This is a genomic window from Exiguobacterium sp. HVEsp1, from assembly GCF_002009685.1.
GTDB lineage: Bacteria > Bacillota > Bacilli > Exiguobacteriales > Exiguobacteriaceae > Exiguobacterium > Exiguobacterium profundum.
The window spans coordinates 1,125,118-1,147,353 of sequence record NZ_KV917367.1 but is presented as its reverse complement, the minus strand read 5'-3'; the positions used below and the strand labels follow the sequence as shown (position 1 = coordinate 1,147,353).

Below are 22,236 nucleotides of genomic sequence, written 5' to 3'. Positions count from 1 at the left end.
TTCTCCTTCCTGGCCTCTCTGGACCACCTTAAAGGTATGCGTTTATTGCTGATGGATCGTGACTTCATCCGCCGTGTCGACTTCACTGAGTCGGACAACGACTTGCTCGGACTTGGACGTCGGAACGTTCTTACCGATAAAATCTGGTCGAATCGGGAGTTCCCGATGGCCTCGGTCAATCAAGACAGCGAGTTGGATATAATCCGGACGACCATGGTCGACAAGCGCGTCCATTGCGGCACGAACTGTTCGACCGGTATAGAGGACGTCGTCGACGAGGACGACCGTCTTTCCATTGATATCATGGGGTAGCTCTGTCGCTTTGACTTCAGGGTCTAACGACTTCTTCGATAAGTCATCCCGGTAAAGCGTGATATCGAGATTGCCGAGTGCGACCGGCTTGCCTTCAATCTCCTCGATTCGGCGAGCGAGTCGGTCAGCGAGCGTCTCGCCTCTCGTCTTGATTCCGACGAGGACGACGTCATCGATTCCTTTGTTTCGCTCGATAATCTCGTGTGCGATTCGGGTCAAGGCACGACGGATGGCTGACTCATCTAAAATGACTGATTGTTTCACGTGATTCCTCCTTCCAAACTTCAGTAAAAAAGAAGACTCCCTCATCCGGCTGGAAAGGGAGTCTTCATCAAAAACGGCATACGACTGCCGGGGTTGAATTGACGTACATGTGACCGCGGTCACAATCCTTTCACAGCCTCTCTGGACTGGGTTTAAAGGTGTTATGCTTCCTAGACTATAAATCGGAATGTGACAGAAGTCAACGAGTTTTCTCGATTTTATCCAATTTTGCGAGTTCCGCATTGAAGTCTTCTGGTAATGGGGCCTCAAACTCCATCCATTCTTTCGTACGTGGATGGTGGAACCCGAGCGTTGCCGCATGGAGCGCTTGACCGCCTAAATCAATCGTGCGGCGTGGACCATATTTCGGGTCACCGGCGAGCGGATGACCGATATAACGCATGTGTACACGGATCTGGTGCGTGCGTCCCGTTTCTAATTTACACTCCACGAGCGTGAAGTCTTTATAACGTTCGAGTAAACGGAAGTGTGTCACGGCTTCTTTTGCGTTCCGGTCCGTCACGGTCATACGCTGACGATCATTCGTATCACGACCGATCGGAGCTTCAATCGTTCCGAGTTCGTGAACGAGTTCACCATGGACGAGCGCGATATACTCCCGTTTGATGGTCTTGTCTTTCAACTGGCTCGCGAGCGACTCATGAGCCAAGTCATTTTTAGCGACCATGAGAAGACCCGTCGTGTCCTTATCAATCCGATGGACGATTCCGGGACGTTTGACTCCGTTGATGCCCGAGAGGTCATCGCAATGATAAAGTAGCGCATTGACGAGCGTCCCTGACGTGTGACCGGCTGCAGGGTGAACGACCATCCCGCGTGCCTTGTTGACGACGATGACGTCTTCATCTTCAAAGACGATCTCGAGCGGAATGTCTTCAGGCAACACTTCGAGTTCGACCGCTTCCGGCACATTCACTTCTACTTCATCCCCCACTTGAAGCTTGTAGTTCGCTTTCACGGCACTACCGTTGACGAGGAGGGCCCCCGTCTTGATCCATTCCTGTACTTGCGAGCGTGACCATTCACCACGGTCACTGACCCACTTATCAATCCTTGCCTTTTCATCGGCGACAAAAGTATACGATTCCATTACGATTGTCCCCTTTCTTTGTGTAATTTTTCTTCAAATAAAATCCCGATGACCATCAAGATGACACCGAATGTGAGTGCCATATCAGCCACGTTAAAGATTGGGAAGTTGTATCCGAACGGATACGTATCGACAAAGTCGACGACTTCGCTCCGGAACAAGCGATCGATAAAGTTACCGATGGCACCGGCTAACAGTAATCCGACACTATATCCGAGGAGCTGATAGCCGTTCACTTCTTTGTGCAAGAAGTAAACGAGTCCGGCAACGACGAGGATGGTGATGATAAAGAAGAACGCCATCTGTCCTTCTAACATCCCCCAAGCCGCTCCTTTGTTGCGGTAGGACGTCCAATATAACAAGTTCGGGATGACTTCAATCGATTGACCAATTGTCATCGTCTGAACGACCACCCATTTTGTGAGTTGATCGATCAAAATCAAGATGAGCGCCAATCCATAATATCGTTTCATATGCGTCTCCTTTCAAGCCGTTAAGAAACCGGAGTGGGGACGCCACTCCGGTTCGTCTTAACCGATTACTGATGCACAGCGCGGGCAAAGCTCTGGATGCTCTTCGTTTTGTCCAAGCTCTGTCGAGTATGTCCAACAACGTGCACAAGCGGCTCCATCTGCTTTCATGACTGTGATTTTCGTAGTCGCATAATCGACGTCTGCCGTCTCAGCCCACTCCACTTGCGATACTTGAAGCAGTTGGCTGACGTTGTCGATCGTGTTCAACAAGTCGGCAGTCTCTGCTTTTGGTGCGAGAATCAACTTCGCCTCGAGCGGTTTCCCGATCAACTTCTCGCCACGTGCGATTTCGATCGCTTTGAGGACATCGTCACGGAAGACGAGGAATTTCGACCATTTCTCAAGCAACGCTTGTTCGTCAGCAGTCAATGCATCTACTTCTTCTAAATCCGTCAAGAAGATGCTTGCTTCCGACTTACCAGGCACTTCTTTCCATGCCTCATCGGCAGTGTGTGGAAGGATTGGAGCCAACAGTTTCGTCAAGAGGACGACGGCATCGTACATGACCGTCTGAACAGCACGACGACGGAGATCGTCTTCACGTTCGATATACAGGATATCTTTTGTGAAGTCGAGGTAGAACGAAGACAACTCGTTGACACAGAAGTTATGAACGAGGTGGTACACGGCCATAAAGTCAAACTCATCATATGCTTTGACAACTTTTGTCTGCAGTTGTTTGAGCTTCGTCGCCATGAAACGGTCCGCTTCCGGCATATCGTCGAATGCGACACGCATCGACGGCTCGAACCCGTTCAAGTTCCCGAGTAAGAAGCGGATCGTGTTACGCATCTTCCGGTAAACTTCTGACACTTGTTTGAAGTTATCGTGTGACGCGCGTACGTCAGACTGATAGTCGACGGATGCGACCCAGAGGCGTACGATTTCGGCGCCGTACTGCTTCACGAGATCGTTCGGTGCAATCGTGTTACCGAGCGATTTCGACATTTTGCGTCCGTCCCCATCGAGGACGAATCCGTGACTCAAGACGTTCCGGTACGGTGCTTTCCCAGTCGTCGCAACGGCCGTCGAGAGTGATGAGTTGAACCAACCACGATATTGGTCCGATCCTTCAAGATAAAGGTCTGCCGGACGACGAAGGTTTTCGCGTTCTTCTAATACACCAGCGTGTGAAGAACCTGAATCGAACCAGACGTCCATGATGTCGAGTTCTTTACGGAACTCACCGTTCGGGCTGTTCGGGTGAGTGAACCCTGCAGGGAGAAGGTCTTTCGCTTCACGCTCATACCAAACGTTCGACCCGTGCTCACGGAACAAGTTCGCGATGTGGTCAATCGTCTCGTTCGTGATGATTTCCGTTCCATCTTCCGCATAGAAGATTGGGATTGGAACACCCCAAGCACGCTGACGGCTGATGACCCAGTCTCCACGGTCACGGACCATGTTGTAAAGACGTGTCATTCCCCATTCAGGGACCCAATTCACTTCCTCGATTTCACGGAGCATGTCTTCACGGAAATCTTTGATCGATGCGAACCATTGTGGCGTCGCACGGAAGATGACTGGTTTCTTCGTACGCCAGTCATGCGGGTACGAGTGTTTGATGAACTTCAAGTTGAGCAAGTAGCCATTCTCTTCAAGTTTCATACCGATTTGTTTGTTCGCATCTTCGTAGAAGAGACCTTCGAAACCAGGGGCTTCGTCTGTCATGTAACCACGGTCATCCACCGGGCAAAGGACATCTAATCCGTAAGCCTGTCCGACACGATAGTCGTCTTCCCCGTGTCCAGGTGCTGTATGAACGAGTCCAGTCGCATCCGCAGTGACGTGGTCGCCGAGGATGACGAGTGACGTCCGGTCATACAATGGATGTTGAGCCGTCATGTACTCGAAGTCACGTCCGTTCCATGACCCGCTCACCGTGTAATCCGTCCATCCGAGCGCTGCCGTCACTTCTTCGACGAGCGTTTCCGCGACGATATAGCCTTTTCCTTCATGTTCGATACGCGTGTAAGTCAACTCGTCACTCACCGCAATCCCAAGGTTCGCCGGGATTGTCCAAGGCGTTGTTGTCCAGATGACGAAGTGATCATCTGACGTCAACGTATCTTTACCGTCCACGACACGGAACGCCACGTAGATGGCTGGTGATTTTTTATCGTAATATTCAATCTCTGCTTCCGCGAGTGCCGATTCAGAAGACGGCGACCAGTAGACTGGTTTTTTTCCTTTGTAGATGTAACCCTTCTCAGCCATCGAACCGAACAAGCGAATCTGCGCCGCCTCGTACTCAGGAAGGAGCGTGATGTATGGATTCTCAAAGTCTGCGAGAAGACCGAGACGTTTGAATTGCTCGCGTTGCGAGTTCACTTGCTCCATCGCATACTCTGCACACTTTTCGCGGAATTCCGCGACCGTCATTTCCTTACGATTGACGCCTGCTTTTTGAAGAGCGTTCTCGATTGGAAGACCGTGCGTGTCCCATCCTGGAATCATTGGAGACTGGTAGCCGTTCATCCCTTTGAAACGAACGATGATGTCTTTCAATACTTTGTTCATCGCGTGTCCCATGTGGATGTCGCCGTTCGCATATGGAGGTCCATCATGTAAGATATATTGTGGTTTCCCAGCATTTTTTTCTTGTACCTTGTTGTAAAGGTCCATATCTTCCCATTCCGTTTGCATCGCCGGTTCGCGTTTTGGTAAATTCCCACGCATCGCGAATTCTGTGTTTGGCATTAATAGCGTGTCTTTGTAGTTCATCGAAACTCCTCCATCAACATTTTTTAGAAAACAAAAAAAACCAACCCATCCCTGATAGGGACGAGTTGGTTGACTCGCGGTACCACCCTACTAGTCTCATCATCATGAGACCGCTCTCGGTAACCGATAACGAGGTCAGGCGGTCACGCTTACTTCAGTTCAGCGTGACGACTCATAGGGGATACCGATTCAAGTCTTTCTCCTAGGCTCTCACCGTCCCTAAGTCGCTTCGTAGGTATGACTCGATCGACGCGTCCTACTCAACGTGTTGATCATTTATCCGTGTTGTTCTTCATTACGTGTGACTTCGTCGTCATTATACGCAAGTTCTGTTCTATCGTCAAGAACCGTCTGCACAGGCGGTTCCCCGACAATCGTTTCCCATTCCGTACTGTTGAGAAGTTCCATTTGCGCATCGACGAGGACGCGGAAGCGTGTCCGATACAACTCGACTTTCTTGAGCATTTGAACGACTTCTCGTTCAGCAAGTTGCTCTTTGCGCGCCGCTTCCTCTTCACGAGCGAACGCTTCACGTTCCGCTTGTTTCAAGATGAGACTCGCTTCTTTTTGAGCATTGTTCTTCACTTCTTCCGCCGCTTCCTGCGCGACGATAATCGATTTGTTCAACGTATCTTCCATCGAGGAGAAGTAGTCAATGCGGGCTTGCATATCGTTGACAAGTTCTTCATACCGTCGATTCTCACGAATCAATAGTTCAAACTCTTTAATGATTTGATCTAAAAATTCATTGACCTCATCGATGTCGTACCCACGAAAACGGGAAGAGAATTCTTTATTATGAATATCAATCGGTGTCAACGCCATTCGACTTTCCTCCTAATTTCAACGTATGGTGCCATACTGGATTTTAATTTTTTCACGTTTGGTCGATCCGAGAATCTCCATCAATTTGATGCGACCATATCCACGGACGGATAAAAGATCATCCGGTTCAAGGATGAAGCTCGCGTCTTCAATGACTTTATGATTCACTTTACAGTCGCCATGTTTGACGAGAGCCTGCGCTTTTTGCCGAGAGATGTTAAGCACCTCGCTTGCGACCGTATCAAATCGTAAGGAAGAGACGATGCCGAACCCTTCGATCCATTCGGTCGCAGGGACGACAAGAACCTCGTCTTTTGGCACGGAAGAAATGCGAACTCTCGCTTTTCCGACACGTTCAAGATTCATTTCAATGAACCCGACCGCTTCACGCGTCGTCGCAAATTGTACAATCTCATCGTCAAGAACGACATCTCCGAACTTTTGACGTTTCAGTCCAGCGTTCAGCAATGTCCCTGTCACTTGTCGATGCGTCAAGTCCACGAATTTTGTTGGGTACTCGATTCGACGGATCTCAATCTCAAAATCATCTGGATTGAGTTCATAGTAATCCGGCGCTAAAATCAGACGACGTCGTTCCGCGCCTTCAAATCCGCCATCATCATGAATGACAAGTTGTTTCCCGACGAGTTGTTTGACGATTTGCTGTTCACGTGGATCTAGAAAATCCGTCAATTTCAACACATAGCTATTCTCCACTTGTTGTACCCAGTCGAGCACTTGTTCAACGAACGCGCGTTCACTTGGTCGATAATGGTCATAGACGCTCATACGTCACCCAAAGATCGCAGCGATTCCGGCTTGGGCCATACGAAGTACGAACAGCGCAACGATTGGGGAGATATCAAGCATCCCACCAATCGGTGGGATGATCCGGCGAAACGGCGCCAAGAACGGTTCACACAAAAACGATAAGATTTGACCAAATTTAGATTCGCGTGCGTTCGGGAACCATGATAATAAAATATAGCCGATGAGGACCCAACTATAGATACCAAGTAGATCGCTCAACGTGTTGCCTAAGGCAGGGATTACGTTTTCCATTCAGTTACCACCCTTTACTGTGAAGTTCATCCTCCGATATCAAGTTTGAGATTGAACCAGTCAATTCGACGTTGTTCGGAGTACACAGAATCGTGTTATGTCCAATCGAAGTCATCGATCCCTCAAGGGCGTATACGACACCTGAGAGGAAGTTGACGACTTGACGCGATTGCTCTTTTGACATGCGCTGAAGGTTGACGATGACAGCACGGTTTTCTTTCAAATGATCACTAATGTCTTGCGCCTCAGCGAACACACGCGGCTCAGCCAATACGACTTTTGAACGGTCTTTCTTTTTCGTATTTAATGCCACGAGATTATTCGCTGATTTTGGACGATCATCCTGTCTGACGACAGATGTTTCGGTTGTAGAAGGAGCTGCTGCATTTGCGACAGTATACTCTTCTTCTTCATATGTGCTGTTCGGATCTTCTTCGAGTCCAAAGAAATCTTTCATTTTGTTTTTGATTGACATAACGGATTCCTCCTTAAGATATATTATTGCACAAGTACGGTACCAATACGAACAAACGATGCGCCTTCTTCAATCGCGATTGGATAATCGTTTGACATCCCCATCGACAGCTCCGTGCATGGTGCGTGTTCATACGCATTTGCCTTCACTTCATCACGTAGATGACGGAGACGGCGGAACGTTTCACGAAGTGTTGACTCTTCTTCAGTGAATGGTGCCATCGTCATCAACCCGATGATTCGAATATGAGGATACTGTTTACAGTTCTCGATGAAGGGCACGACTTCCTCTATTTCGAGACCATGTTTTGAATCTTCTCCTGACGTGTTCACTTGAACGAAACAATCGATGGTTCGGCTCGCGCGCTTGTCAATCTCTGCTGCGAGAGACAACCGGTCAAGAGAGTGGATGGCCGCGACGTAATCAATGATTTGTCTCACTTTTCGTGTTTGTAACGTACCGATAAAATGAAATCTGACATCCTTCGGCATCCCTTCAACTTTCTCGAGCAGTGAATCCGGACGGTTTTCTCCGAAATCACGAATTCCTTCTGCGTAAAGAGCGTTGGCCACATCTACGCCTACGGATTTCGTGACGGCGATGAGTGTCGGCTCAACTTCTTGAACGTGTGATGAAATGATGGATTGAACTTGTTTTACATTATCTGAAATACTCACGATTTTCGCTCCTTGACGATGACTGCCGCAAACCGACGTTTCGTCTCTCCGTCTCGATAGGAGAAAAACGGGCTGTCCGCGCCAGTCGTTAAATTCGATTGCATGACCGCAGTGTCATGTTCTTTTGCCAATACTTCATTGACGGTTTGAAGGGACAAGAGGGCGTGCTCTCTCGACTCGTTTCGCACTGCCCGTTCATATGCAATCGGCGAAACGTCCCTGACGGCCTGCAGGACACGACCATCGACCTCGTAGTCATCTCCTGAGATGGACGGACCGACGAGCATGTCCACATCGGTCGCCTCGATTCCTTTCTCAGCAAACGTCTGCATCATAGTCTTGACGATGTTTCCGACCGTCCCCTTCCACCCGGCATGAGCGATGCCGATGACCCCATGATTTTTCGCACAGAAGAAGAGCGGTACACAGTCAGCAAAGACGAGGGCTAACGGTAACGCGTCTTCGGTCGTGAGAAGACCGTCTGTTTTCGGGATCGCCTCTTCATATCGGAACGCACCCTTACCTTTGTCCGACGAATCGACGACCTGGACCGCTGTGCCGTGCACTTGATCCGCCCACACGGAGTCCTCTAACGCGAGCCCGGCTTGTTGAAAGAACTGTTGCCGATTTTCGACGACGCGGTCGATTTCATCGCCCACGTGCAGTCCGATGTTTCCCGCATTGTGTCCATCTATTCGTGTCGTCACGTAAGCATGATAACGGGTTGTTTCGGTTTCCCAAGTATGTAGCAGTTGCATCGGTCTCTCCTTTTAGAAAAAGGGATGCCGAGTACCGGCACCCCTAGTTGTTTAGTTACGGCGTTGTCTCACAAACGCAGGGATGTTGATCGTCTCGTCTGGGACGTCTCCTCCATACACTGGGCGATGGAAGTTCCCTTCGTCTTGTTGAGCCGCTTCATTTGCTTTTGGTTGGGGTTCCTTGTTCTCAACCTCAGGCTGTTTTTTCGGCTGCTGAAGGAACGGGTTCGTCCCTTGTGCTTCTTCAGCGAATTCAGTTGCAATCACGGTGACGATGATCTCATCGTTCAAGTTTTCGTTGATGACCGAACCGAAGATCAAGTTCACTTCTTCATCGGCCGCACTTTGAACGATTTGAGCCGCCTCTGTCACTTCGAACAAGCTGAGGCTAAGTCCACCAGTGATGTTCATCAAGACACCTTTCGCACCTTCGATTGAAGATTCGAGAAGTGGTGACGAAATGGCTTTCTTCGCTGCTTCAACGGCACGGTTTTCACCTGTCGCGACACCGACACCCATGAGGGCAGACCCTTTCTCCGTCATGATCGTTTTCACGTCCGCGAAGTCGAGGTTAATGAGACCCGGGATGGCAATCAAGTCCGTGATCCCCTGTACACCTTGACGGAGGACGTTATCCGCTTCACGGAACGCTTCGATCATCGGTGTGTTGCGTTCCACGATTTCAAGGAGCTTATCGTTCGGAATCACAATGAGGGTATCTACTTTTTCTTTGAACGCTTGAATGCCGTGCTGTGCGTGTTGCATACGCTTCCGTCCTTCGAACATGAACGGTTTCGTCACGACACCGACCGTGAGTGCGCCGATTTCTTTTGAAATCTCGGCGATGACTGGAGCGGCACCTGTTCCGGTTCCGCCACCCATCCCAGCCGTGACGAACACCATGTCCGCACCGTCAAGTGCTTCAATCAACTGTTCGCGGCTTTCTTCAGCCGCTTTTTTACCGATATCCGGGTTCGCACCTGCACCGAGACCACGTGTCAATTTTGCACCAAGCTGAAGCTTCACGTCGGCTTTCGACATGTTCAACGCTTGTGCATCCGTGTTGACTGCGATGAACTCGACTCCTTGTACCCCATGTTCAATCATGCGGTTAACGGCGTTTGACCCGCCGCCACCGACTCCAATTACTTTAATTTTCGCTACGGCGTCAATCGCCTCATCAAAGTACATCATTCAGGTATCCCCCTACGTATTTTCCAAGTTGTATTACATCGTCAGCTTAAACGCCAAATAATTTTTCCATCAAACGACTAAACCCTTTTTTCGACTCTTGATCGCTCTCGTATTCGTTCTCTCCTACATGAATATCGGTCGCTTCCGGCTTCTTGTGAAGTGTTTCCTGGCGAACTTCCGGTTTTTCAAGCTGAGATTTCGAAACGTGATGATCACTCATCAAGACATATTTCAACACGCCGACGGCTGTCGCGTATTTTGGATGTCTGACACCAATCGACGATGGTTGATACAATCTCGTCTTTTGGCCCATAATACGAGTCGCCAACTCCTGAATACCAGGTAGAGCAGCTGCCCCACCGCAAAGTAAGTATCCGCCATTCAGCATCGGAACACCTACTTTTTGAACCTTATTCAACATAAGGGTAAACATTTCCTCTATTCTCGCTTCTAAAACGTAGCTAATTTCTGACTGTGGTTCGAACGCCACTTCCCCATTGATGTTCGTGTAGGAGAAACCTTCTGTCTCATCAGCCATTTCTTCAAGAGCGAGACCATATTCTTCTTTCGCCACTTTGGCGTCTTGATATTTACAATTGAGTTTATAGACCAAGTCTCTCGTCATATGATCTCCACCGACCGGGAGGATATACGAGTAGACGAGATCTCCCCGATAAAATACGGAGACCGTCGTCTTTTCATGTCCGACATCGACAAGCCCGATTCCTAAATCGATTTCATCTACAGAAGCTGCGCTCATACCGAGGGCAAGATTTCCTAGAATAAAACCTTCGAGTTGTAATCCTGCCCGTTCAATCGAACGACGAATACTATGTAAAATGGTCTTCGACCCGGTCACCATTTTCCCGTGCATCTCAAGTCGATAGCCTAACATGCCCCGTGGATCGACAACGCCGGTTTGCTGATCAACCGTGAATGAAGATGGGATCACATCGATGACACTCATCTCGTCCGGTAATCGCATCACTTGTGCCGAGTTGATGACTTCCATCACGTCTGCGTCGGTAATTTCTTGATCTTCTCGCTTCACGGATGCAATTCCATGACATGGGGCAATTTGGATATGTTCCCCTTCGATGGCAACGTATACAGATCGAATTTGATCTCCTAGCGATGTCTCAGCGTGCTCAACGGCCTGTTTGATCGCTTGGACTGTTTTATCGATGTCTACGACAGCGCCACGTTTTACACCCGCAGACGGTGCACACCCTTCTGCCAAAATATTAAGCGTTCCGCCGAGCAATTCACCGACGACGAGCTTAATCTCTGACGTTCCAATATCTAATGCGGCCACATAACCATTCGCTTCCAAAAGGGAAACACCTCCGCTCTATAATTTTTCTGTTCCAATTGCTTGACACATATACAGATATCCAAAAAAATTGTTGGTTTCGACAAGATATCTCACGTCTAAGTTTACAACAAATAAGATAGTGAGAAAAGGTAGAATCCTACAATTTAAGCGGTTTCGCGTTATCAATTCGTTTACAAACGACAAAAAAACAGCCCTTATGTGTCTAAGGACTGTAATATAACTGATTATTCATTCGTTTTCTTGTATGGAACAAAATAAAAACCACCATCCATGACGACGGTCCCACGCTCACCTTTCGGGATGTTTTCATAAATTTCTCCATACTTTGATACGGTCTTGCTTAACTTCAATGTCGGTGTGAGTAACGTGTTGCCATCGTTCATAAAAATCTCGTATCGCGTCGGCTCATCTTTTCGTTTCGATAAAATCACTTCTGACATACGAGCCCGTGTCGCATCATCGACCCGCTCGAGTTCACTTGCGATCTTTTCGAGTTCTGCTTCCGTGTTGAACTCTCGTAAGAGTGGTCCGTCCTTTAGCTTTTGCGGATCGGTGATGGCTCCGGTCGGATGGAGTGAACCGTCGGCTAACACGACGACATCTCCTTTTTCCGCTTTCGCATAAGCGATCATTTTCTCTTCTGTCACGGTGATTTGAACCTTGTTATACCAAGAACGATCGATTTCTACCCGTTTGACACCAGGCAACTTTTCCATCTGTTCACTCATCTTGTTTGGGGACAGACTGACAAACTTCGTCGATGAATCGAGCTTCATGTCCTGAAACACGTACGTTTCTTCTAACCAGTAAAGACCCGATACCTTCACTTCTTTCACGTTCGACATCGAAGTCTGCATGTAGACCACGAGTAGGATGAGAATTCCAAACAGTGAGAGTACAGAGAACATCCGACGGTTCGCTTTTTTACGCCGTTGTTTTTTCATGTATGGAATACGGTCTTCGAGACTACGTACCGTTTGTTGGCTTGGTTCCATCGGGTTCTACTCCTTTATTGAATGACTTCTTCTACCAGGTCGGCCAATGCATCTGACGCGTCCGGGAAACCGAGTGCACGCGATGCGTTCGCCATCTCATCACGCTGTTCGAGTGCTTGACGAATCGCTTCTACGAGCGTAACACCCGTCAACGCCTCTTCTTTCAAAAGGATGGCCGCCCCGTTCTCGACGAGGGCCGAAGCATTTTTCGTTTGATGGTCAGCTGTCACGTACGGACTAGGTACCAAAATGCTCGGTAAACCAATGGCGGTCAATTCTGAAATCGTCGAAGCGCCAGCTCGTGAGATGACGAGTGACGTACAGGCGAGTAAAGATGGCATATCGTACACGTATGGATGGATGTGTACATTATCAGAAGATGGCGCCTGTTTCGACACCGCATCGAAATGCACTTTCCCCGTGACGTAAAGGACGTTGATTGGCAATTCTGAGAGCGACGGGATCGCTTCCACGACCGCTCGGTTGATTGCCTCGGCTCCGCGGCTCCCACCATACACCAAGACGATCGGACGGTCATCTAAACGATACTGTTCGCGGACGGACGCCTCATCGACTTCCGTTTGCAAGACTTCGCTACCACGCGGGTTTCCAATCAAGCGAACGTTCGCACCCGGGAAATGGACATCTGAGCCTTTGAACGAGAGGGCAACCCGATTGGCTTTCTTCGATAAGAATTTGTTAGTTAATCCCGGGATACTGTTTTGTTCATGCAGAATCGTGGGGATCCCAAGCTGTTGTGCCGTATAGACGACGGGGCCGGATACGAAACCACCCGTCCCAATCACGACGTCCGGCTTAAACGCCGCCATGTCTTTTTTCAATGCCCGAACGGCTTTCAAAAACCAGTAGGCTGTCTTCACGTTCTCGAGTGAAAGGGAACGCTTCAGACCTGCGATTTGAATCGACTTGAACGGGACACCGGCTCGCGGTACGAGATCAGCTTCTAACCCATTCTCCGTCCCGATGTATTGTACCTGTAAATCCGGGTGACGTTTTTTTAGCGTTTCAATCAATGCGAGTGCCGGATAAATATGACCACCGGTACCACCACCAGAAATCATGATTTTCATCGGTTCGCCTCCTCATATGAACGGACGAGTTGAACGAACTGCTCGCCTCGTTCTTCAAACGTTTTAAATTGATCCCAGCTAGCACAAGCGGGTGAGAGTAAGATGACGTCTCCCGTCTCGGATTGCTCAAACGCGAGCGGAACGGCGTCTGCCAACGTCTCGACGGTGAAAGATGGAATCTGTCGGGACTCGCCGAGCTCTTTAAAACGCTCTTTCGTCTCACCATACGCGATGACAGCTTTTACGTTTGAGAGAGCCGGGGCGAGCGAAGATAAGTCCGCACCACGCTCGAGACCACCACAAAGCCAGACGATTGGGGCGTCAAATCCACGTAACGCAGCTTCCGCCGCCACGTTGTTCGTCGCTTTCGAATCATTGTAGACGGCACGTCCGAGCACATCACCGAGACTCTCGGTCCGATGCGCGACGCCACCGAAGTTTCGTAACACACGTTCGATATGCGTACGTGGAATAGCGAATGGTTCCACTAAGAGTAGTGCAGCCAATACATTTTCCACGTTGTGCGCCCCGCCTAATGCCAACTCATTTACCGGCATGATTTTTTCACCACGAACCGTGACCCATCCATCGACGACAGAAGCGTCACCCCGGTCAAAGCTGAACGTAGTCGGTTCAATCTCTCCCGGGACACGTTTCATAACTTCCGGATCTGTCACTTTCACGACGATTTGATCTGCATTCGTCATTCGACGGAACAAGTTTCCTTTTGCATCCGCATACGCATCAAAATCCCCATGATAGTCCAAATGAGCTTCCGATAGATTGAGTAGTGCCGCCGAGCGAGGATGAAACGACTCAATCCCCATCAATTGAAAACTCGACAATTCAATCACAATCAAATCGCCCGCCTTCGCCTGAGACGCCACTTCAATCGCAGGGAATCCGATGTTTCCCGCAAGATGCACCGGACGCTCCCCACCTTTGAGCAATTCATAGACGAGTGTCGTGGTTGTCGTTTTCCCATTTGAGCCAGTGATGGCAACAAATTCCGCCTCCGTTGCTAAATAAGCAAGTTCCACTTCAGTATAGATCGGGATATGACGAGACATCGCTTCCTGAAGCAATGGAATCTGATACGGGATGCCTGGGTTTTTGACAATCACCTCTGTCTCATTCAACAGAGCGAGGGGATGCTCGTTAAACACCGATTGAATCCCGAGAGCCTGAATTTTTTCCTGTTCGTCTTCCGGAGGGATATTCCCCGTATTGATCGTCACATCTGCTCCCGCATGATGCAGATATGTCGCCGCCGCAATACCGCTCTTCGCAGCACCGAGGACAAGAACTTTTTTACCGTGCCATTGCTTTTCCATCTGTCTCACCCTTTTACATGAGTAGTAATGATAAACCTGCTGTAATTAAACTGATGCCTCCGAACGTGAGTACGATGCGCCATTCTGACCACCCGACCATTTCGAAGTGGTGATGGATCGGACTCATCTTGAAGAGTCGTTTCCCCGTCGTTTTAAACGAGATGACTTGCAAGATGACGCTCAACGTCTCGATGACGAAGATGATGCCGACGAAGACGAGAAGTAATTCGAGCTTCAACATCAAAGCGAGTCCAGCGACGGCTCCGCCTAGTGCGAGCGAACCGGTGTCCCCCATGAAGATTTTAGCCGGATACTTATTGAAGACTAGGAACCCGATCAAGGCACCGACGACCCCAAACGCGAACCAAGCAATCCCAAGTTCATCTTGTGTAAGGGCGTAAATCCCAAAGAATGTGAACGTCGGGATGGCCGAGAACGAGACGAGTCCGTCTAATCCATCCGTCAAGTTGACAGCGTTCGAGAACCCGACGAGCCAGAAGATGACGATGGCGATATAGAACCATCCAGTATCGAACGAAATCGACGTGAACGGGATCGAGATTGATGTATCGAGGTCTCCTCCGAGTGACAAGAACCATGCAAACAATACCGATACCACGATTTGACCGATCAACTTCTGAAGGGACGTCAATCCGAGGTTTCGTTTATTGACGACTTTGATGTAGTCATCCAAGAAACCGATGACACCGAATGCCATCGTAACGAATAGAAGGGTACCGAATCCTGCGACCGCTTCGCCGAAGATGACGGATACGATGAATCCGACGAGGATGGCGAGCAGGATGACAATCCCACCCATCGTCGGTGTACCCGACTTCTTCTGGTGCCAACCTGGACCTTCATCACGAATCTCTTGTCCGAACTTTAATTGACGCAATGCTGGGATGGCTCGCGGCATCACGATCAAGACAGTTAATAATGAACTGATTAATACGATTAAACTAATTAACATGTTGCTACCTCACTACTCTATTTATTGAACAAGACGCTCAAGCGCCAGTCCTCGAGATGCCTTTAACAATACCACAGTATCCGGTCGTTGATAATGATGAAGGAGCGCCTTCGCTTCCTCAACTGTCGGGACCATTTTAACGTTCACTCGTGAATCTTGAATTCCGTCGGCAATCCATTTTGCTTTGTCGCCGACGAGAATACAATCGGTCACGGGAGACGCCACCGCGCCACCGACTTGTTCGTGTTGCAGTTGTTCATCCATTCCTAACTCGTACATATCTCCAAGGACGAGCACACGCTTCGAGAACCCTTCAAGCGACTTGACCGTCTCAATCGCTGCAATCATCGACGTCGGACTCGCGTTGTAGGCGTCGTTAATGAGGTGTGCTTCCCCGAACATCTGTTTTTCCATTCGCATCGACGTCAACTTGATTCGGTCTAGTCCACGTTGAATCATCGCATGATCGAGACCGAACGCAAGTCCACACGCAATCGCATAGGCTGCGTTTCGAATCTGATGGGCACCGAGCACCTTCAGTTCATACAAGTCCCCGTTATATTTAAAGATCGATGCGTCAAACGTCGTTTCGATCACTTCAATTTTCCCGTCTGCCGTCTCATCATATCCGACGCGATAGCCTTGACCAGAAAGAAGTGGCTCATCCGCATCGACGATCAAGCGACCGTTCGCTTTGAGACCTGCCTTGATCTCAAGTTTCGCCTTGGCGATACCTGTCCGCCCGCCGACTTGTTCACCGTGAGACTCCCCGATATTCGTCACAAACGCCACATCCGGCTTAGCAAGTTTTGACAACGTCTCGATTTGACCGAATCCGTTCATCCCCATCTCGAGGACGGCTACTTCCGTATCCAGTGGCATTCTGAGAACGGTAAGTGGTAAGCCGACGTCCGAGTTGAAATTTCCGGCTGTCTTATGCGTCTTGAACTTCTCCTCGAGCACGACAGCGACCATGTCTTTTGTCGACGTCTTCCCATTCGAGCCCGTAATGGCGACGACGAGCGGATTAATCTCTTCTAAATATCGGGCTGCTGCTGTTTGCAATGCCTCGACCGTCGATTTCACAGGGATGACAACCAGGTTGTCTGGTTGAGGGCGACCCTCTTCCCAGAACGTGACAATCGCACCCTTTTCAACGGCCGCCTCGATGTAGTCATGGCCGTCGACTCGCGCCCCGACGATTGGGACGAAGAGACCCGCCTCGTTTGCATCTCTCGAATCTGTGGCGACCCGTTCGACGAGACGCTCGTCATGTAGATCCATCCCAAACCATGATGCCAATTTTTGAACTGTCAGTTGTTCCATACAAACTTCCTCCTCTTACATAGGAAAAGAGAGCCGCAGCCCTCTTCATCTCGTGCGTTAATTCGACGGTGTCTCCAACTTCACTTTCAAGGAGGCACCTGTTTTGACCGGTTTCCCTTTGCCAATCGATTGCGATGTGACAAATCCGGTACCGTCGATTTCTAAATTTAATTGATAAAGGGTCGCTAAACGTTTGACGTCACGTAACGACCAACCTTTTAATGTAGGCATCGTAAACGACTCGCTCGTTTTTAGCAACAATCGTTCACCGACGACATACGATTGTCCTTTCACAGGACTCTGCGCGATCACTTCGTCTCCATCACCTAACACGATCGGATTGAAGGAATTCTCCGTCGATGCGTTCACTGCCTCTTCACGGTTTTGACCGATATAAGAAGACGTTGTCTTCGTCGAGGCTTCGACCGCTTTTTCTTGTTTTTCAGGCTCGACACTCCGGTAACGTAATGCGACATCCATCACGTCTTTGAAAAGTGGCGCCATGATTCGTGGCCCGGTCGTAGACGAGTCACTGTTCGGTCTGTCCACCGCGATATACATGACAAGTTCCGGATCGTCTTCCGGAGCCATCCCGACGAATGAGTGAATATACTGTCCACTCAAATATTTTCCGTTCTCGGCGATTTGAGCGGTACCGGTCTTTCCGACGACACGATAGTTGTCTAACGCATACAGTTGCCCGGTTCCCACATCGCTATTGACGACACCGTCGAGCGCTTCACGTGTCTTTTTGGCTGTCTCCGCCGTGATCGGTTGACCGACTTCTTTCGGATTGGTCGTCCGAATCGTTTCGCCGGTCTCGCTGTTGACGATTTTCTTGATGAGGTGCGGTTGCTTCATCGTCCCATCCGTTGCGATGGCCGATGTCGCTTGCAAAATTTGCATCGGTGTCACCGCTGTCGATTGTCCCCATGCCGTAATCAAGACGTTCATCGGACTTTCGAAATCGAATTGACTATTGACCTCTCCAGGCAAATCGATTCCTGTCCGCTGATCAAACTTGAACGCTTTAAAGTAATCTTCATATCGACTGAGACCAAGTCGTTCGTTCGCTAAAATCGAGAATGCGACGTTCGACGAATGCCAGACGCCTTCTACCATAGGAATGGTACCCCATCCCGTAATGTTGTAATCATTGAAGACCGTCTTGCCATATTTGTATGAACCGGATTTGTACAGCTCATTCGGATTGTACACGCCTTCGTTGATGGCTGCCGCGAGCGTAAAGATCTTCATCGTCGATCCAGGTTCGAATCGAGACGAAACAGAGAAGTTACTGTACGAAGAAATCTCGCGTGTGTTCGGATCAAACGATGGTCGGTCCGATAGTGCGATGATCTCTCCCGTTTTCGGGTCCATGATGATGGCCGTCGCATGTTTCGGCTCATACTCCTCATACAACTCATTCATCTTCGTTTCGAGCAACTGTTGGATTCTGTGGTCGATTGTCAATTGGACGTCCGCCCCGTCTTCCGGTTCAATCTTCAACTGCTCGTCACTCGATATGAGTTCACGACCTGCCAAATCTTTCTCAAATCGATACAGACCGTACGATTCACTTAAAATATCATTCAGAGACTTTTCAATCCCTAATTCACCGACGAGTTCGATACGACCGTTCTGGTCAATTTTCTGGGCATATCCGATTACCGAGGAAGCAAATACTTTGTTCGGGTAATAGCGCTTCGGTTCCTCGACAAACGTGATGCCGTTTAGGTCGAATGCTTCGATCTCTTCTTTTTGTTCTACGGTCAAGTCACGACCGGGAACACCGAACTCGATTTGTCCAAGGTCGGCATTTTGTTCAAGCCGTTTCAATAAATCGGCTTCTGTCATAGGAAGCACGGTCGACAATTGCTTCGCCGCTTCGGCGAACTCATCGGGCATAAGCGTCTTCCCTTTGACCCGCTCACCACCGAGTTTCAAAACGGCAACGAGCCGGTATGATGGAATGTTGATGGCAATCGGTTGACCGAACCGATCATATACCTCGCCCCGTTCCGCTTCTAACGTACTGACCGCTTTCCACCGTTGCTCTTCCGCGAATGCGAGCATGTTCTCCCCTTTGTACGTATGGGTGACGGATAAATAAAGGAACCATCCAACAAAAAATAAAAAGAGCGGGGTGAAGCAGACAATCGCTACCCACGCCACTCTTTTTTTACTCTGTTTTAAAGAATTCATCAATCAATCACCTTGACATTCTTTTCATTGAATTTCATTCCGAGCTTCTCGGCAATCGCATAAATTCTTTCGGGCGAGCTTAATTGGGCGATTTCATACTTTAGTTCTTCGTTTTCTTTTGCAACCCCGTCGACCTGCTGATTGACGGCTGCTGTATCACGCATAATATTATACGCTTCATTGTGCTTCGACACCGTGATGCCACCGAACATGACCACTGAACCAATCATCACTGGATACAGGATCGATTCAAACAAGGTCAACGTGCGTCGTTTTGGAGCAGGTATTGGTCGTTCTTGCGGAATCGGATTTCGATTCGGTGTTACTTGAGGCTGCAACGCCTTACGGGCAGCTTCTGGCATCAGGTATCCCTCCTACACTCTCGGTTATTTTTGTTTTTCGGCCACTCTCAACTTAGCAGAGCGTGAACGACGGTTATCTTCAAGTTCTCCCTCACTCGCCACAATCGGCTTACGCGTGATGAGTTTGAGTTCCGGTTCAAATTCTTTCGGAATGACCGGCAACCCCGGTGGTAATGGTGGATGCTGGCTTCGCTCTTTGAACACTTGTTTACAAATGCGGTCTTCTAACGAATGGAACGTGATGACACAGATGCGTCCATTCAATGCAAGTAAATCAATCGCATCTTGAACGGCGCGGTCGAATACGTTCAACTCATCATTGACGGCGATTCGAATCGCTTGGAACGTCCGCTTCGCCGGGTGTCCGCCTTTTCGTCTAGCTGGTGCAGGAATCGCTTCTTTAATCAAGTCGACAAGCTCGAATGTCGTCTCAATCGGTTTATCGGCACGGGCTTGCTCAATCTTTCGTGCGATTTGCTTTGAAAACTTTTCCTCCCCGTATGTAAAGAAAATACGAGCAAGTTCTCCGAACGACCATTCGTTCACAACATGATAGGCTGAAAAGTCCCGTGACCGGTCCATTCTCATATCGAGCGGTGCGTCATAGTTGTAACTGAACCCGCGCTCCGCCTCATCTAGCTGTGGCGAAGAAACGCCTAGGTCGAATAGTACACCGTCCACTTTTGTCACACCACGTTGGGCGAGTTCTTCCTTCAAGTGAACGAAATTGCTCTTTATAAACGTCACACGGCCTTCATAAGGAGCCAATCGCTCTTTCGCATGTGCGAGCGCGACGTCATCTTGGTCGAACGCATATAGTTGACCCGTCGTTAGACGCTTTGCGATTTCTTCACTATGACCCGCTCCACCTAACGTACAATCGACATATACCCCATCTGGTTTGATGTTCAATCCCTCAATGGACTCCATTTTTAAAACCGTTTCATGCTCAAACATTCAAAAAACCCTCTCAACCTACATATTTCAACTGTTTTATTACACTTACTTTATCATAAAAATGTCAAGGTCCGTACAGGTTTTTAGTGAAAAGAGGAAACAAAAAGGTAACAACGAAAAAAAGCTCCTGACAAATGTCAAGAGCTCTCCAAAAAATGATTATACATAGAACAAACATCGCTCCGAATCGGATTGTTCATATGCCTGTTTCAATCGTTGAAACACATCTAGTCCGTGACGATTTAATATCGGAACCATCGAGAGGATACGTTCTTGAGGGGCATCCATCGGGAACAGTCGGGTCGATAGATGAATCCGTCGTGCATTCAAGCGATATTGTTCTCGCTTCGATTCGGCACGCATCTCATCTGCCAATCGCTCGAGCACATGTCTCGACTTCGCCTCAAATCGTCTTCCTTGTTTCCCTGCCTCATGACTGACGGCCTCCGTGAGCGTCCGGTACGCATATAGCTCTTCTTCAAACGCTTCGTCGTCAAAGGCATGGTCCGGAAGCGGTTGCTTCATATACTGCTCCAATGTCACGCTTTCTTGACGAAGCTTCTTCTCATCATTTCTTGACACGATCAACCCACCAAGACGTGGCAAGAGAAGCGGCATCATCCAGCCCATCTCGTGGAAGAGCGGTCGAAGCTGGAGCCAGTAGGCAATTTCACCGGGACCTGCCACATACCCAAGAGTCGGGAACAAGAAATCCTGCATGAGCGGACGGGAGACCACGTTATTTGAGAAACGCTCCGGATGCGCCTCTATCTCTGTGAGCAGTTCGCTTTCAGTGAAGCGATGCCCTCGCTTTGTCGTGAACACGCCATCGACCTTTGTGAGCAGCTCTCGCGTTCCATCGTGATAAAACAGATGGGCCGCATCCTTGTTCAATTCGACCGACGGCATCCCTTCTTCATACGCATGACCGAGCGCTTCATGAAGCGCGTCATGATGCTCGATGAGACGTCGGAACATCGGTCGTTCGAGAGCCCGTACGTCTTTCGCGTGCGGGTCAAACAATAAAAAGTCAGATCCGACGAATCGCCGCATCATTCCACCGAAAAAGTGAGCGAACGAACGACTCACTTGAATGAGGTCAATCAGCTCATGATACAAATGTGAAGTATACGGTGTCTCTGTTTCATTCAGTAGAAGACGTTGCGCCATTTGAACAAGTTCGAGCTTTACCCGTTCGAACTCTAAGTCCCCTATCGATGCTTTTCCTGCAAGCGGTAACGATGACAAGGCATCTTTTTTCAACGTCCTCGAAAACGCCTGTGTTGTGAAGACATGGTTGATTTCAGCAAAGTCATGATCTTCCGTAGCCATCCAGAAGACAGGAAGGACCGGTTTCCCTAATTTCGCTTCAGCCTGTTTTGCCCGTTTGATGACCGCTAACAGTTTGTATACGGCAAACAAAGGTCCTCCATATACGCCGACCTGTTGCCCCGTCACCATCACGTACGCTTTTCGCTGAGCGAGTAACTCCAGCTTCGCTTCCAACTCTTCCGAAAGTTCCCCGAACTGTTCTTGTTGTCCCTTTATTATCTCGACGAGCTCCGACAGATGCTCATAGGTGCGCCCTGAGACCTCCTCGGCACGTTTTTCGATTTCATCCATCCCTCGATAATCGAGCCAGCGACCATATTCATGATCGATTTGAATCATCGGTGATGTGGATGCATATAGAGCATCAAATGCTTCTACCTTCACGTATAA

At 49.1% G+C, this 22,236-nt stretch carries 21 protein-coding genes; all 21 read right to left on the bottom strand.

Annotated elements, in window-relative coordinates; translation table 11 throughout:
- Positions 1 to 42 precede the first annotated feature (42 nt).
- Positions 43 to 621: a bifunctional pyr operon transcriptional regulator/uracil phosphoribosyltransferase PyrR gene (gene pyrR / locus BV910_RS05910; RefSeq protein WP_251024823.1), complete on the bottom strand. Its 579-nt coding sequence runs from the start codon at positions 619 to 621 to the stop codon at positions 43 to 45.
- A gap of 154 nt (positions 622 to 775) precedes the next feature.
- Positions 776 to 1,687 (bottom strand): RluA family pseudouridine synthase, encoded by a 912-nt coding sequence (locus BV910_RS05905; RefSeq protein ID WP_015881322.1) that lies wholly within the window; start codon positions 1,685 to 1,687, stop codon positions 776 to 778.
- The gene (gene lspA / locus BV910_RS05900) at positions 1,687 to 2,160 is read right to left on the bottom strand and encodes a signal peptidase II (protein WP_078146657.1); all 474 of its coding nucleotides are present in this window, start codon (positions 2,158 to 2,160) and stop codon (positions 1,687 to 1,689) included. Before lspA ends, BV910_RS05905 begins: the two co-directional genes overlap by 1 nt.
- A gap of 57 nt (positions 2,161 to 2,217) precedes the next feature.
- Positions 2,218 to 4,944 (bottom strand): isoleucine--tRNA ligase, encoded by a 2,727-nt coding sequence (gene ileS / locus BV910_RS05895; protein WP_047795441.1) that lies wholly within the window; start codon positions 4,942 to 4,944, stop codon positions 2,218 to 2,220.
- Positions 4,945 to 5,220: 276 nt separating this feature from the next.
- Complete coding sequence (locus BV910_RS05890) at positions 5,221 to 5,769, bottom strand: DivIVA domain-containing protein (RefSeq protein WP_074037318.1); 549 nt, start codon at positions 5,767 to 5,769, stop codon at positions 5,221 to 5,223.
- Positions 5,770 to 5,787: 18 nt separating this feature from the next.
- Positions 5,788 to 6,558, bottom strand: coding sequence for a YlmH family RNA-binding protein (locus tag BV910_RS05885; protein WP_078146656.1), 771 nt, complete (start codon positions 6,556 to 6,558; stop codon positions 5,788 to 5,790).
- A 3-nt stretch (positions 6,559 to 6,561) separates the two neighbouring features.
- Positions 6,562 to 6,831, bottom strand: coding sequence for a YggT family protein (locus BV910_RS05880; protein ID WP_015881317.1), 270 nt, complete (start codon positions 6,829 to 6,831; stop codon positions 6,562 to 6,564).
- Between the two features lie 4 nt (positions 6,832 to 6,835).
- Positions 6,836 to 7,306, bottom strand: a complete 471-nt coding sequence (locus tag BV910_RS05875) for a cell division protein SepF (RefSeq protein ID WP_078146655.1) — start codon at positions 7,304 to 7,306, stop codon at positions 6,836 to 6,838.
- Positions 7,307 to 7,329: 23 nt separating this feature from the next.
- The gene (locus BV910_RS05870) at positions 7,330 to 7,983 is read right to left on the bottom strand and encodes a YggS family pyridoxal phosphate-dependent enzyme (protein WP_078146654.1); all 654 of its coding nucleotides are present in this window, start codon (positions 7,981 to 7,983) and stop codon (positions 7,330 to 7,332) included.
- Positions 7,980 to 8,741, bottom strand: coding sequence for a peptidoglycan editing factor PgeF (gene pgeF, locus BV910_RS05865; RefSeq protein ID WP_078146653.1), 762 nt, complete (start codon positions 8,739 to 8,741; stop codon positions 7,980 to 7,982). The genes BV910_RS05870 and pgeF overlap by 4 nt, the downstream gene beginning before the upstream one ends.
- A gap of 51 nt (positions 8,742 to 8,792) precedes the next feature.
- A complete protein-coding gene (gene ftsZ, locus BV910_RS05860; RefSeq protein WP_015881313.1) occupies positions 8,793 to 9,935 on the bottom strand; it encodes a cell division protein FtsZ in 1,143 nt (380 codons plus the stop codon).
- 46 nt (positions 9,936 to 9,981) lie between these two features.
- Complete coding sequence (ftsA, locus tag BV910_RS05855; RefSeq protein WP_078146652.1) at positions 9,982 to 11,268, bottom strand: cell division protein FtsA; 1,287 nt, start codon at positions 11,266 to 11,268, stop codon at positions 9,982 to 9,984.
- Between the two features lie 227 nt (positions 11,269 to 11,495).
- On the bottom strand, positions 11,496 to 12,266 hold the full coding sequence (locus tag BV910_RS05850) for a cell division protein FtsQ/DivIB (protein WP_078146651.1): 771 nt from the start codon (positions 12,264 to 12,266) through the stop codon (positions 11,496 to 11,498).
- Between the two features lie 14 nt (positions 12,267 to 12,280).
- Positions 12,281 to 13,357: an undecaprenyldiphospho-muramoylpentapeptide beta-N-acetylglucosaminyltransferase gene (gene murG, locus BV910_RS05845; RefSeq protein ID WP_078146650.1), complete on the bottom strand. Its 1,077-nt coding sequence runs from the start codon at positions 13,355 to 13,357 to the stop codon at positions 12,281 to 12,283.
- Entirely contained in the window at positions 13,354 to 14,691 is a 1,338-nt protein-coding gene (gene murD, locus BV910_RS05840) for a UDP-N-acetylmuramoyl-L-alanine--D-glutamate ligase (RefSeq protein WP_078146649.1), read from the bottom strand. Before murD ends, murG begins: the two co-directional genes overlap by 4 nt.
- Positions 14,692 to 14,704: 13 nt before the next feature.
- Positions 14,705 to 15,664, bottom strand: coding sequence for a phospho-N-acetylmuramoyl-pentapeptide-transferase (gene mraY, locus BV910_RS05835; protein WP_078146648.1), 960 nt, complete (start codon positions 15,662 to 15,664; stop codon positions 14,705 to 14,707).
- A 21-nt stretch (positions 15,665 to 15,685) separates the two neighbouring features.
- Positions 15,686 to 16,990 (bottom strand): UDP-N-acetylmuramoyl-tripeptide--D-alanyl-D-alanine ligase, encoded by a 1,305-nt coding sequence (locus BV910_RS05830; protein ID WP_078146647.1) that lies wholly within the window; start codon positions 16,988 to 16,990, stop codon positions 15,686 to 15,688.
- A gap of 57 nt (positions 16,991 to 17,047) precedes the next feature.
- On the bottom strand, positions 17,048 to 19,195 hold the full coding sequence (locus tag BV910_RS05825) for a penicillin-binding protein (RefSeq protein WP_078146646.1): 2,148 nt from the start codon (positions 19,193 to 19,195) through the stop codon (positions 17,048 to 17,050).
- On the bottom strand, positions 19,195 to 19,557 hold the full coding sequence (gene ftsL, locus BV910_RS05820; RefSeq protein ID WP_015881305.1) for a cell division protein FtsL: 363 nt from the start codon (positions 19,555 to 19,557) through the stop codon (positions 19,195 to 19,197). The genes BV910_RS05825 and ftsL overlap by 1 nt, the downstream gene beginning before the upstream one ends.
- A 24-nt stretch (positions 19,558 to 19,581) precedes the next feature.
- Entirely contained in the window at positions 19,582 to 20,514 is a 933-nt protein-coding gene (rsmH, locus tag BV910_RS05815; RefSeq protein ID WP_078146645.1) for a 16S rRNA (cytosine(1402)-N(4))-methyltransferase RsmH, read from the bottom strand.
- 159 nt (positions 20,515 to 20,673) lie between these two features.
- Positions 20,674 to 22,230, bottom strand: coding sequence for a bacillithiol biosynthesis cysteine-adding enzyme BshC (gene bshC / locus BV910_RS05810; RefSeq protein ID WP_078146644.1), 1,557 nt, complete (start codon positions 22,228 to 22,230; stop codon positions 20,674 to 20,676).
- Positions 22,231 to 22,236: the final 6 nt, after the last annotated feature.